Annotated in this window: 9 protein-coding genes; 1 reads left to right on the top strand and 8 read right to left on the bottom strand. The window is 53.2% G+C overall.

Annotated features, from left to right (window positions below):
- Positions 1–180: 180 nt before the first annotated feature.
- The 8 genes from ilvN to ACSF8W_RS21670 all read right to left on the bottom strand — a co-directional run bounded on the left by ilvN (position 181) and on the right by ACSF8W_RS21670 (position 12,164).
- Positions 181–678 carry an acetolactate synthase small subunit gene (ilvN, locus tag ACSF8W_RS21705; RefSeq protein ID WP_500849191.1) on the bottom strand — a complete coding sequence of 166 codons (498 nt, stop codon included), beginning with the start codon at positions 676–678 and terminating at the stop codon, positions 181–183.
- On the bottom strand, positions 678–2,396 hold the full coding sequence (locus ACSF8W_RS21700; protein WP_500849190.1) for an acetolactate synthase 3 large subunit: 1,719 nt from the start codon (positions 2,394–2,396) through the stop codon (positions 678–680). The genes ilvN and ACSF8W_RS21700 overlap by 1 nt, the downstream gene beginning before the upstream one ends.
- Positions 2,397–3,019: 623 nt before the next feature.
- Entirely contained in the window at positions 3,020–4,831 is a 1,812-nt protein-coding gene (locus tag ACSF8W_RS21695) for an AMP-dependent synthetase/ligase (RefSeq protein ID WP_500849189.1), read from the bottom strand.
- A 319-nt stretch (positions 4,832–5,150) separates the two neighbouring features.
- Positions 5,151–6,269 carry an MJ1255/VC2487 family glycosyltransferase gene (locus tag ACSF8W_RS21690; RefSeq protein WP_500849188.1) on the bottom strand — a complete coding sequence of 373 codons (1,119 nt, stop codon included), beginning with the start codon at positions 6,267–6,269 and terminating at the stop codon, positions 5,151–5,153.
- A gap of 41 nt (positions 6,270–6,310) precedes the next feature.
- The gene (locus ACSF8W_RS21685; RefSeq protein WP_500849244.1) at positions 6,311–6,814 is read right to left on the bottom strand and encodes a phosphatase PAP2 family protein; all 504 of its coding nucleotides are present in this window, start codon (positions 6,812–6,814) and stop codon (positions 6,311–6,313) included.
- A 198-nt stretch (positions 6,815–7,012) separates the two neighbouring features.
- Positions 7,013–10,123, bottom strand: a complete 3,111-nt coding sequence (locus ACSF8W_RS21680) for an efflux RND transporter permease subunit (protein WP_500849187.1) — start codon at positions 10,121–10,123, stop codon at positions 7,013–7,015.
- Positions 10,120–11,523, bottom strand: coding sequence for an efflux RND transporter periplasmic adaptor subunit (locus ACSF8W_RS21675; protein WP_500849186.1), 1,404 nt, complete (start codon positions 11,521–11,523; stop codon positions 10,120–10,122). Before ACSF8W_RS21675 ends, ACSF8W_RS21680 begins: the two co-directional genes overlap by 4 nt.
- Positions 11,524–11,525: 2 nt before the next feature.
- Positions 11,526–12,164 carry a TetR/AcrR family transcriptional regulator gene (locus tag ACSF8W_RS21670; protein WP_500849185.1) on the bottom strand — a complete coding sequence of 213 codons (639 nt, stop codon included), beginning with the start codon at positions 12,162–12,164 and terminating at the stop codon, positions 11,526–11,528.
- 581 nt (positions 12,165–12,745) lie between these two features.
- On the opposite strand from ACSF8W_RS21670, the gene leuA reads away from it, so the two are divergent.
- Positions 12,746–14,296 carry a 2-isopropylmalate synthase gene (leuA, locus tag ACSF8W_RS21665; RefSeq protein WP_500849184.1) on the top strand — a complete coding sequence of 517 codons (1,551 nt, stop codon included), beginning with the start codon at positions 12,746–12,748 and terminating at the stop codon, positions 14,294–14,296.

Genomic DNA, 14,296 nt, shown 5'->3' with positions numbered 1-14,296 from the left:
AAGCAAGCTTCATGCTTTTTAGTTATTTTCGGTATTTCTCTTTTTGCTAATTTTGCTACTTAACGCACAAAAAAATAGCCCGCGGCAAGGCCGCTGGCTATTGTATTGAATGATGCCTTAAGGGGCGATATTAATCAGTCAATGCTTACCGTCATCGAATAAGCGCATCAGAAAGAATCATTAGACTTTAAGGGCGCGCTCTCCACGCGCGACGCCAACCACTCCACTGCGCGCCACTTCAATGATCTCTGTGGCTTCGCTGACCGCCGCAATGAACGCGTCCAGTTTGTCACTCGCACCGGCCAGCTGAATGGTGTAAATCTGGCTAGTGACATCGACAATCTGACCACGGAAAATGTCAGCCGTGCGCTTCACTTCGGCACGGGCAAAACCACTGGCTTTCACTTTCACCAGCATCAATTCACGCTCAACATGCTCACCTTCCGTGACATTGCTGACCTTAAGAATATCAATCAACTTGTGCAGCTGCTTTTCGATCTGCTCGAGAGCGGCGTTATCTTCCACGTGGGTGGTGATATTCAATCGTGATAACGTCGGATCTTCCGTCGGTGCCACCGTGAGTGATTCAATGTTGTAGCCGCGCTGAGAAAACAAACCAACAACGCGTGACAATGCCCCGGGTTCATTCTCCAATAATACCGATACTATCCTGCGCATTATGTTCTCTCCGTTTTACTTAGCCACATTTCACTCATTGCACCGCCTCGGATCAGCATCGGGTACACGTGTTCCGTTTCATCTACACTGATGTCGATAAAGACCAAACGGTCTTTCAATGCGAGGGCTTTTTCAAGCTCCCCTTCCAACGCATTAGGATCAGAAATACGAACACCCACGTGGCCATACGCTTCAGCAATGGCTGCAAAATCGGGCACCGAATCCATGTAAGAATGCGAATGGCGGCCTTGATAAATCATGTCCTGCCACTGCTTTACCATGCCGAGGAAACGGTTATTAAGGTTGATAATTTTCACCGGAATGTCGTATTGCAACGCGGTGGACAGCTCCTGGATATTCATCTGAATACTGCCATCACCGGTCACACACACTACCTCGGCATCCGGCAGGGCAAACTTCACCCCCATCGCCGCGGGCAGGCCAAAGCCCATGGTGCCAAGGCCACCTGAGTTGATCCAACGGCGCGGCTTATCGAACGGGTAATACAACGCCGCAAACATCTGGTGCTGACCCACATCAGACGTCACATAGGCCTCACCATCGGTCAAGCGATGCAGCACTTCAATTACCTGCTGTGGCTTAATGCGTTCACTGGTGGTGTCGTAGTTCAGGCACTGGCGGGCACGCCACGTGGCAATCTCACTCCACCAGCTATCCAATGCCGTATTATCGTGTTCAGCACTTTGATCATCGAGTAACTTCAGCATGCAATTGAGCACGGTATCTGCCGAGCCGACAATCGGAATATCTACCGCAATGGTTTTGGAAATGGATGATGGGTCGACATCAATGTGCATGATGGTCGCGTTCGGGCAGTATTTCTCGACGTTGTTGGTGGTACGGTCATCAAAGCGCACCCCAATACCGAAGATTAAATCGGAATTATGCATCGCCATGTTAGCTTCATACGTACCGTGCATCCCCAACATACCGAGGTTATGGGAGTGAGTCCCCGGGAATGCCCCCAGACCCATCAAAGTGTTCACCACCGGAATGTTAAGTGTCTCAGCCAACTTGAGTAACTGCGGACTACAGTCGGCCATGATAGCCCCACCACCGACATACAACACCGGCTTTTTCGCCGCCAATAGCGCTTTCAAACCGCGTTTGATCTGGCCTTTGTGGCCGTTCGTCGTGGGGTTGTAAGAACGCATCGCGATCTGCTCTGGGTACTGATACGCATAGCTTTCAGCAGGGTTTAGCATGTCTTTGGGGATATCAATCACCACCGGACCCGGACGGCCACTGGCGGCAATATAGAAGGCTTTTTTGATGATTTCAGGAATGTCTTCGGGCTTTTTCACCAAGAAGCTGTGCTTTACCACCGGACGGGAGATCCCGACCATGTCACACTCTTGGAAGGCATCATTCCCGATCAGGTTACTCATCACCTGCCCGGAAAAAACGACCATTGGAATAGAGTCCATGTACGCGGTCGCGATCCCTGTGATGGCATTGGTCGCCCCAGGGCCTGACGTGACCAGCACGACACCGACCTCACCGGTCGCGCGGGCATAGCCATCAGCCATGTGCACGGCGGCTTGTTCATGCCGGACGAGGACATGCTCAATGTCACTCTTTTCATGCAGCGCGTCGTAAATATCCAGCACGGAACCACCAGGGTATCCGAAGATGTGCTTCACGCCTTGATCGATCATTGAACGTACGATCATCTCAGCGCCGGACAACATTTCCATATTTCTGCCTCCAGGTCGCGACTACCACCCTGCATAGCTAATTCATTCCACGACCAACGTTGACTCGCCGATAGCATGCCAACCTGACTGGAGAACCGGGTTGACGCTACCCAGCACAGGATAGATCAAGGCCTTCGTGGAAATACAGCAAAGCCATACTGATGCTTCACTTTCAATTAGCTATACAGGCTAATAGTACATAGTTAGGGCTTATTTTTAGCCTAATGAATGAAAACTTCTCTCGTAATCATGCTATGTGTCTACCACATGCCATAACACACCATGGCAGACTGCAACAACTGTAACGCTTTTTTATCAATCCCGTCTATCGCTCACGGGCAGTTAACACGATTCCTCTGAAATGGGTCATTGCTCACCGTATTTGTGGCTTTATCACCACTTCATCCACCATCATTCGCTACGTGTAAAGGCAAAACCAGAGGATCACACTGGTCTGATCGGATAAAAAACACCCAAGATCCTATCCCAGTCAACCCGCACGGCGGGAAAAACCCTGGGAAACAGGCATAAAAAAAGAGAGTGCCAAAGCACTCTCTTATCCGTTCAACGCGATGATTTGTTCTGGCTCAACACAAATGCTCAGCCGCGAACCTCACAGGCGCTTATCGCGCTTTCTTGTGGCTCTCTTCGTACATGCGTTCAATTTCTTGATGGTAGCGATCCTGAATCACTTTACGGCGCAATTTCTGCGTCGGAGTCAGCTCACCTTTGTCCATCGAGAACGCGCTTGGCAACAAGGTGAATTTCTTCACTTGTTCAAAACGCGCCAAATCTTTTTGCAGCTCAATCACACGCTTTTCAATCAGCTCAACGATCTGGCTGTGCTTCACCAGCTCCAAGCGGTCGTGATACTTGATGTTCAGTTCACGTGCATGCTCTTCCAGCGTGTCGAAACACGGCACGATCAACGCAGACACAAACTTACGGGTATCCGCGATCACGGCGATCTGTTCGATGAAGTGATCTTTACCGATCGCCCCTTCGATCACCTGTGGTGCGATGTATTTACCGCCCGAGGTTTTCATCAGCTCTTTGATTCGATCGGTAATGAACAAGTTGCCATTATCGTCGATATAACCGGCATCACCGGTTTTCAAAAAACCATCAGCGGTGAAGTTCTTCGCGGTTTCTTCCGGCATATTGTAATAGCCGCGCATCACCATCGGACCACGCACGAGGATCTCGTTATCGTCGCCAATTTTCACTTCTGCGCCCGGCATCGACATACCGATAGAATCCGGATTAAAGCACTTGTCATCCCAGCACGACACGGTCGCGGTGGTTTCCGTCATGCCGTAACCCAACTTCACATTAATGCCGATAGCATGGAAGAAACGGCCAATGGTCGCGTCCAGTTTCGCGCCACCACATGGCATGAATTTAATTCGTCCGCCTAATAGGGCACGCAGCTTCGACAGCACCAGCTTGTCTGCCAATGCGTAGCTCTTTTTCAGCATGAACGACGGCTCACGGCACTCTTGACGTGCCAGCGCCATACGGGCGCCCATGTTCACCGCCCACGTGAAGATCATCTTGCGATGCACCGGGGCACGGGACACTTTATCGTGTACCGCAGAATACAGCTTCTCGTACACACGCGGTACGGCAGCCATCACGTTCGGCTTCACTTCCACCAAGGCTTCTTTTAGCAGGTTGGTGTCTGACAGGTAGCAGTTGATCCCGCCACGGTGAAGCACGTAGAAAGTCCATGCGCGTTCAAACACGTGCGACAACGGCAAGAAACACAACGACACATCGCCTTCTTCCAGCGCCAGATTCTGATCATGGCCTTCTAGCTGTGACGCAATGTTGCTGTAATCCAGCATTACCCCTTTCGGTGTGCCGGTGGTGCCCGAGGTGTAGATCAGGGTCAGCAGATCGTCCATGGCAAACTGCTCAAGACGCTGTGCCAACTCCGCTTCCGCTTCCGCACTGCTCAGTGCCGCAAAGTCATTAAAGCTGATCACTAAAGGATGTTCGGTCAGGGTCACCGCATCGCTCATCACAACAATGTGTTGTAGCTGCGGACACTCTGGTGCAATCGCAATGGCGGCATCCAGTTGCGCTTGCTCACCCACAAACAGAATGCGGATCCCAGCATCATTGATGATATAGGCGGCTTGTTGTGGGGTATTGGTTGGGTAAATTGGCACGGTTACGGCTCGGTTGTAGAGCGTCGCAAAATCTGCCACGGTCCAACGCGCCATGTTGTTGGAGAAAATCCCCACCTTGTCCTGAATGTTCAGGCCATGCCCAAGCATTGCCACGGCCAGTTGGTGGATCTGCTGACCAAACTCGGTCCAGCTAATATCTTGCCACTTTCCTTCAACCTGATGACGCAATGCGACCTGTCCCCCGAGACGTTCGATCTGCGAACGAAGACGGTTGACGATATGAAATTCACGTTTAGCCATAACTACTCTGCCAATCTAGCTTACACCTGTAAGCCTATTCCGCAGGGAGTCTACCTTTGATGGAAAAAAAGGCAACTCCGGAATCTCACAATTTTATCATTATGCTGGTAAGACCAGAATTGAAACCCAGACGCCATACCGAGTGGCGTACCACGGACAATCCCTCAGTCAAATGTAAGCAAATACGACAGTGTCATTGTCGGTAATGTGAGGGCGTTTCTTTGAGTATAGCGACCTGCGTTTGCATCGGTGGCAGGACTGGCGTTCAGCGGTTTGGAGACATGCCTATCCCCTCGCTCTCGCCATCCGATGACGGCCTTTACAAGGTCATGATCGCCGAGCGGCGCGACGGTGTGGTGCTATGAATAAAATCGGCCAGCGCTTCCTGTGTCACATCGGGAAATTCCACCCGCTGCCACAAGTGACGCCACAATGTGTCATGATCATCCCATTCTCCGGCTTGTATCCATTGGGCTATCGCCATCGCGACATCGGGATAGCGTACCGGCCCCACCGATTCACTGCTCAGCCAGCGCATAAGGGCAGCCGAGTCGAGATAACTCATCGATTGGGCAAGCCCCATCATTTCCAGCGTCATTACATTGCTCTGCTGTTCGTACTGGCCTTGTAACGGCTTGAGTAACAACTTTTTCCCCAAGCTGATCGCTTCTGACGGCAGTTCAAAGCCCCCGTTCGCAATCACCCCGCCACAGTGATACATCGCCCTATGAAACCCTTGGCGATCCAACCGGCGTAAACGCACGTTGCCTTCCACGCGATCGGCAGCAACCATTGGGTGGTAACAATCAAAGAGCACCGAAGAAAACCGTGATAACCACGTCAGCACCGACGCGAGATCTTCAAACGGCAGATACACCAACATCGCGGGGGCCTCTCCCCTTACCGACAATGACGATGACGATGGCAAAGGAGGCACAATCGGCGGCAGAATTTTTTGATTAAAGTGAAACCAATGCAGCCCAAGAGCATGTTGGATTGGGGCGAAGTGGCGCGTGATCTGGGTATCGAGCCAAGACTGCCCGAGCGTGGGGACATCGTATAAGAAGGCATTTTGATGGCTCACACCAATGCTCGGTACCCGCTGGCGCTGCGCGGCCCATGCGCTGATCGGCTCAAAGTCATTGAGTACCACATCATAACCCGACACATCCAACTGACTGACATCGTGCAGAAAGTGTATCGGTCGATTGTGACGACAGGTTTTCCACGGTTTAAGTTGCCCGTGCTCAGTCACAAAGGTGAGCCCTTCCCACGCACGGTAGTCACCAAAACAGGCCATATCAAAGTACTGGCTAGGTGGGCGACCGGAAAACAGATAATCCACCGTCATCCCCTGCGCCGTAAACGCCCGTGCCATTTCTCTGGCCCGCGAAATATGCCCATTCCCCGTGCCTTGCACGCCATACAAAATCTTCATTCTGGCTCCTTAGCCTACACACTATCCCACCGCTTCAGCCCTTATCCGCTCACCAGTGCAAAACACGCCAGCCCTAACGCCGCGCCCGCCACAATGTCGGTGATGTAATGCACGCCCAGTAACACGCGGGAAAACCCGATCGCGATGGCCCACGGCCAAATGAACCACGCCGTCTCGGGATAGAACGCGGTCAGTAGCGATGCCATGACAAACGCTGCGGCCGTATGACCCGAAGGCAGGCTGTATTGATCGGACGGTTGAATAAAGCTGGGTAAGGCAGAAGGACGGGCGCGTTTCACGCTGTTTTTGAGCAGCAGGTACACGGGCAGTTCCAGTGCGAACGCCCACAGGCCAGTGGTCAGCACGGCAGGCCCGTTATCGGGATCGAGCCAGCCGATTAAGACCGCAAACACCACATACAAGTGCCCGTCACCGGTATGGGACACCGCACGGCTGATCTGGGCCACTTGCTGATTAAAACGGTGGCAGAGGCACCGCTCGGAAAAGGCATCATCCAACCGCTGGATGGGCGTCAGTAACGTCATCATCTCCCTCCTCGTTCACATCCTGTATCACTTGCCTGCCGACAGTGTTGACATGCCTCAGTCATGACGACTAAGGCAATGACATCAGCCTACGAGAAGGAGATGACACGCCAGTGACGCTTTCAGGGAGGGATCGTGACAATCACGCTCACTGGCAAGTCGCGCTCACAAACACCTCGCGATCACAAATACAACGCGCTAAACGGACAACAATTTTTCATGACGATGCACTAATTTAAAGTCTGCCAAAATCACATAAGCCGCGGGGATCATGAACAACACCAACAAGGTCGAGGTAAAGATGCCAAACACAATGGAAATCACCAACGGCTTGATCACCTGTGCTTGCAAGCTGGTTTCCAGCATCAACGGCAACAAGCCGGCAGCCGTGGTCAACGAGGTCAAAAAGACCGCGCGGAAACGCTCCCGACTGGCCATGACCACCGCTTGTTTGATGTCTTCGCCGTCATCCAAATGATGACGGATATACTGCACCAGCAGGATCGAATCATTCACCACCACCCCCGCCAGCGATACAAAGCCCATCATACTCGGCATACTCAGCGGGTGCCCCAGCAACCAATGCCCCCAGAACACCCCGATCAAGGCGAGCGGAATGGCCAGCAGCACCACGAACGGCTCTAAGTAACTGCGGAACTGAAAACTGAGGATCACAAACACGCCGAAAATTCCCAGCAAGAAACCGGTCATCATCGACTGGCCGGTTTCTGCGGTATCTTTTGCTGCACCTTCAAAATCAAACCGTAACCCCGGGTAGGTCTTGATCAACTGCGGCATCAGTACCGTACGGAACTGGCGCAATACCTCGTTGGCACTGACCACGCTCTCTTGCAAGTCCCCAAAGACACTGAGGGTCCGCAACCCGTTCACGCGCTGGATCCGAACAAAATTGCGCTGATCCGCCAACACGGCCACCGATGCCAGTGGAATTTGGCTGCCATCGGCCAAAATGATCGGAAAGCTGGCCAAGGTTTGCAGATCCGCCGCCTGTGTTTTATTGAACATCACTTCAATGTCGATGTTCTCCGGCCCAATCTGAATTTCATCCGCGGTCTGGCCAAAATACGCCGCCCGTAACTGCGAGGCGATCATCTGGCCATCCACGCCAAAGGCTTCGGCCCCGGGGCGCAAACGGATCAACACTTCGGGCTTGCCCATGCGCATGTCATCCAACACACCGGACACCCCGGCGAACGAATTAAAGAACGTCTGCGTTTCTATCGACGCGGCTTTGAGCATCTGCAAATCGTCATGCTGCATCCGCACTTCAATCGCCCGTCCACCGGGTCCCATCATCGGTTGCTTAAACACCAAGGCCACCGGCACGGCCAATACGCCCACGTCCTGCTCCCACGCCACAAGAAAGTCATCAATCAAACTTTCGCGCCGTTCGGCAGTGAGCAAATCCAACCGCACGGTCGCTACATGGGGCCCGTTTTCATCGGCATCCGCATTAAAATTGAATTGTTCGGTGATGTTTTTCACCAGCGGCACGCCCCCTTCATTGCGATCCCCCCAACTGACACTCAACCGCTCAGCGGCAGCGACCACGGTGCGCACCACCACTTCGGTTTGTTCCAACGTCGAGCCGGGTGGCAGAATGATCCGCGCTTCGGCAATATCACCGTCCAATTCCGGAAAGCCGACAAACTTCAGCCCGCCGCCAGCCAATAACGCAAAGGAGGCAAACAACAACCCAATCACGCCCCCGACAAACGCATAACGCCATGTCACGGCCCACTCGACACCGCGCACTAAACGTCCATGCCGAAAATGCTCAAAACGGGCCAGAAAACGCTGCTTCCAACGGGGCAGCGACGTGGCCTTTTTCTCTTTTTGCAGCGAGTGCGCTAAGTGATTAGGCAGGATCAAAAAGGCTTCCACCAAGCTCAGCGTCAGCACCAAAATCAACACTTGTGGCACCACCCGCAGCACCGCCCCCATCTCCCCTTGCAAAAAGATCAGGCTGCCGAAAATACAAATAGTCGTTAGATAAGACGAGACGACACCGGGCAACACCTTCTTCACCCCGTTATACACCGCGTCTTCCACCTTTTGCCCACGGTCGAGGTGTGAGGCGATGGACTCCGAGATCACAATGGCATCATCCATCATGATCCCGATCGCCATCAGCAAGCCGACCAAGGTCATGATATTGATCGACAGTGAAAACGCCGCCATCAAATACAAGCTACCGAGAAACGCGACCGGCAACCCTGCGGCGATCCAAAACGAGTAGCGGAAAGAAAAAAACAGCCACATCACCGCAAACACCAGGATCACCCCTTGCCAGCCATTTTTGACCATCATGGTCAGGCGATCCCACAGCAAAGAGGAGAGATCATTGGTCAGTGTTAGCGTCACACCGGTCGGCGCCCGTGCATTTTCCGCGTCGACAAACGCAGCCACGCGCGCTTTGATCCGCAGCGCATCATCGGCTTTGTTTTTGCTGATCTTCAACAGCGCGGACGGCGTGCCGTCAAACAGCACTTTCTGCTCATCCAACGCAAAGCGATCGGTGATCGTGGCTACCTCGCCCAAGCGGATCACCGCGCCCATGCTGTCTGCGCCAATCACCGTCTGCGCCAGGGTGTCCGGCGTGATTTTCTGCTCATCAAAGCGCAGCAAGACATTGCGGTCACGGGTTTCGATACTGCCACTGGGCAACTTGATATTCTGTCGGCTGATAATAGAAGCGATGTCATTGACGCTCAGCCCCAATTGGCGCAGCGCAATTTCATCGAGTTCAACCCGCAGTTGGTGAGCGGAAAAGCCACTGACGGTGACCAATGACACGCCGTAATCCAACTTCAAGGTACGCTTGAGTTGCTCTGCATAGGCTTTCAGGTGCGGCAGACTGGTGTCCGCTTTGATTGCCACATCGACCACGGGCTCGTTCCAATCCAACTCGCGTACTACGGGGGATTCAATCTCGGAAGGGAAATCATTGATCGCGTTGATCTGGGTCTGCACATCCACCAGCATGCGCGACACCACCTCACTGCTGGTGAGTTTTAAAATCAATGAGGCCGAACCTTCGACGGCCTCACAGCGGGTTTCGACAATATTGGCCAGCCCGTCTACGGCATCTTCCATCCGCATGCACAGGCTTTCTTCCACCTCTTGCGGCGAGGCGCCGGGGTACACCACCGAAGCGGTAATATAAGGCGGAGCAAATTCAGGAAAGGTTTCCCGTTTGATTTTGGGCAGCGACACTAAGCCAAACAACAACAGGCTCAGCATCAGCAAATTGGCGGCCGTCGGATGACGAGAGAAGTAACGGATCATGGCTGCGACTCCTGCTTCTCTTCAGCAGGCGTCTTCTCAACCAGCGCCTTATTAACAGCCGTCTTATTAACAGCCGCCTTCGCCGACGGAGGCACAGGCTGTCCATTGCGCGTAACCGCCTTCAGTGCCATGCCAGCCACCGCAGGCAGCAGATCGTTAAGCACCACCGCTTGACCATCATGCAGATCCCCCGTGATGGCGACCTGCCCTGCGCGGCGGAACAGCACCGTCACCGGCACAATGGCCAACTGCTGCTCGGCCGACATCAGGTACACCGTGTTAGCGTGCAAAGCTCGTTCTGGGATCACCCAATGGGTATTCGTTTGCCCCGTCAGGTGGGCTTCCACAAACATCCCGTTGACCAGTGGCGGTGCCGATTCCGGCGACAACTGGCGGTAATCCTGTTGCACTTCCAAGATCACCCCGACCGTGGCCTGATTCGCATTCACGGTGTCACTGATACGGGTCACACGTGCAGGCCAACGCTGCATGAAGTCACCACTGGAAAGCGCAATCGAGGCGGCAATATCGAGCTGATCCGCCCGGGGACGCCCGTCACTGTGGGCGGTGTATTGGGTTAAGCTCGACGCCAACACCTGCATATCATGCAACGCGATTTGGGCATCGATTTCGACCGCGGCAATGCCGTGTGCCAGCACCATAGTCTGTTGGTTATTGACGACCTGATCTTGTTCAATATGCACGCTGGAGATGCGCGCATCGATCGGCAAGGTGATCACCGTTTTCGCCAAGGCCCGCTTGGCTTCATCCACACGGGATTGGTTCACATCCAACTGGGCCTGCGTGACGTTTTTCTCGTTCGGCAGCACAATCAATTGGTTCTCAATATTTTGTAAGGTCTGCTGATTGGCCAACATGGTCTGCTGCTCCAAATCAACCGCCGACTGCGACGTTAGCCCTTTGCGTTTCAGCTCTTGCTTACGGGCGAGCTCTTTTTGACTGATCGCCAAGCGGCGTTTTTCAATCTTACGGGTCGACAGCAGGTTTTTCTCTTCCTGCGCCCATTGCGCAAGTTGGGCACGGCTGGCACTGACATCCGCTTGGGCCTGGGCGAGACGCAATTCATAGTCGAGCGGATCAATTTTCAACAACACGGTGCCGGCATCCATCACTCGCCCTTTTTCTAAATCAGGATGGCGATACACCACTTTTCCGGTGACTTCGGCAATGGCTTGCCATTCCACTTTCGGGGCTACCCGTCCAAAACCGGTGGCTTGCGGCGCCAAGGGCTGTTGCTGCAGGGTGATCACATCCACCGCTCGACTGCGTTCAATGGCCGCTTTACTGGCAGGGGAAGGGCGTAACACCACAGCCAGCACAAGGATCAAGACACCCAGCAGGATGGCCGGTACAACTAAGCGTTTTCGTGGTGTGAGCATGGTTATCCCTCTTCCTTGGGTTTAAGCAAACCGTGAGTCAGCAGTTTGACATTGTGTTCGGCTAATTCGGCTAAATAGGTCTCATCCATTTCAATGCCCTGCAAGTGCAACATGGCAGGCGGGATCAAAAAGGGAAAAATCATCAGGCTAATAAAACTCATCCGCGCCTTATCAGGGCAGACGCCGGGGTGTAACTGACCTTGTGCCTGTAACTGAATAAAGATGCGCTCAATCGCGGGACGCGCCGTTTCGGCAAACATTTTCTCCATGGTCTGCCGTTGCAGATCCGTCGGCTCCATCATCATGGCCCGCGCCACGAGTTTGGGCATGTCCGGATTGGGAGCCATGATCCGGTAATAGGTGCGCATCAGATCCGCAACCGACGCAAAATCCCCGTTCATCATCATGGCCTGCAACTGTTGCTGAATGGGCGCCATCGTCTCACGCAGCATGGTCTCGTACAGCCCGCCTTTATGGCCAAAGTAATAGCGGATCAACGCCACATTCACCCCTGCACGTGTCGCGATCATACGGGTCGATACCTTGCTGTAAGGCAAGCTGACAAAGAGTCGCCGAGCTTCGGTGACCAACCGTTCCCGTGCATCCGACGCCCCTGTCGGTCGCCCTGCTTTTCTCGCCATGCATTCTCCTTCGTACCGACCTTGCGCGTTGTCTTACGTGGGGCTGCGGCAATTAATTAATCATTTGTTTAATTTTAACCCTGTGCGCGAGACAAAGAACCGGATTAATTACGCACTTTTTAATCAAGTGATTAATTTCACTGTACACCACCTCCGCCCCTTCTGCTGCCGTACTATCGGCCACTGTCTCCGCGATCCGGCCTCAAAGAACTGGTCTGAGCAGCGATGAATGTTATTAACAATCAGACGAATAACCATGAAAACAAAATAAACATGCAATTAACAGTTGACGATATAGCGTTCGATTTGATATTCATTTGTTAACCAACCAGTGGTTTTTTTCAACGACACTCTTCTACAAACGTATTGACGGAAGCACACAACGATGAAAACACGTTTCTCTCTTCTCTTAAGCCTCCTCCTTATCGTGACCTAAATCGCGCGGGTAGCTTATGAGTGGGAAACACCACTAAGACTTCAAAAAAACCCGCGCAAGCTGCGCGGGTTTTTTCATATTACAAAGCCGGCGCAAGCGGATGCGGACCACGCCATGATTGGCAGGCTAACGAAAGGATGTAGCAATGAAAGATCAGGTCATAATTTTCGATACCACGCTACGCGATGGGGAGCAGGCACTGTCAGCCAGCCTGACGGTAAAAGAAAAACTGCAGATTGCTTACGCCCTTGAGCGCCTCGGGGTTGACGTGATTGAAGCCGGTTTCCCGGTGTCTTCGCCAGGGGATTTCGAATCGGTACAAACCATTGCTAAGCACATTAAAGACAGCCGCGTGTGCGCCCTGTCCCGTGCCGTTGCCAAAGACATTGATGTCGCCGCTGAATCACTGAAAGTGGCAGATGCCTTCCGTATCCATACCTTTATTTCCACCTCGACCATTCACGTGCAAGACAAGCTGCGCCGCAGCTACGACGACGTGATCGAGATGGGTGTTGCCGCCGTCAAACGCGCCCGTAACTACACTGACGATGTCGAGTTCTCGTGTGAAGATGCGGGCCGTACCCCGATCGACAACCTGTGCCGCATGGTGGAAGCTGCGATCAAGGCCGGTGCCCGCACCATTAATATTCCCGACACCGTGGGCTACACCCTGCCCAATGAATTTGGCGGCATCATCGCCCAGCTGTTTAACCGCGTACCGAATATCGACCAAGCCATTATTTCGGTCCATTGCCATGACGATCTGGGCATGTCGGTGGCCAACTCCATGGCTGCCGTTCAAGCCGGCGCCCGTCAGGTCGAAGGCACGATCAATGGTATCGGTGAGCGCGCAGGCAACTGTTCGCTGGAAGAGATCGCCATGATCATCAAAACCCGCGCCGAATTTCTTGGGGTACACACTAACCTCAAGCATGATGAAATTCACCGTACCAGCAAGATGGTCAGCCAGCTGTGCAATATGCCGATTCAGGCCAACAAAGCCATTGTCGGTGCCAATGCGTTCAGCCACTCGTCCGGCATTCATCAAGACGGCATGCTGAAGAACAAAAACACCTACGAAATCATGACACCGGCCTCTATTGGCCTGAAAAATCAGGTGCTGAACCTGACGTCACGCTCTGGCCGTGCCGCCGTGAAAAGCCACATGGACAGCCTGGGCTACACCGATAAAGAGTACGATCTGGACACCCTGTACAGCGACTTCCTGAAACTGGCGGATCGCAAAGGCCAGGTGTTTGATTACGATCTCGAAGCGCTGATGCACTTTGCCAATCTGCGTGAAGAAGACGACTTCTTTAAGCTGAATTACCTGAGCGTACAGTCCGGTACCGTCATGGCAACCACCACCATCAAGCTACAGTGTGGTGACGAAGAGAAATGTGAAGCCGCTGTCGGCAACGGCCCAGTCGATGCACTGTACCAGTGTATTTACCGCCTGACTGGCTACGACATTGTGCTGGATAAGTTCGATCTCACCGCCAAAGGCGAAGGGGAAGATGGCCTCGGTCAGGCCGACATCATTGCCAACTATAAAGGCCGCAAGTACCACGGTACCGGTCTGGCTACCGACATTGTCGAAGCCTCTGGCCAAGCCCTGCTTCACGTGATCAACAGTATTCATCGCGCCGATCAAATCGCAGAAATTAAACAGAAATCCCAAATGGAGACAGTATAA

The organism is Photobacterium sp. 270122K, assembly GCF_059941365.1.
This window is presented reverse-complemented; position numbering and strand designations above follow the sequence as displayed.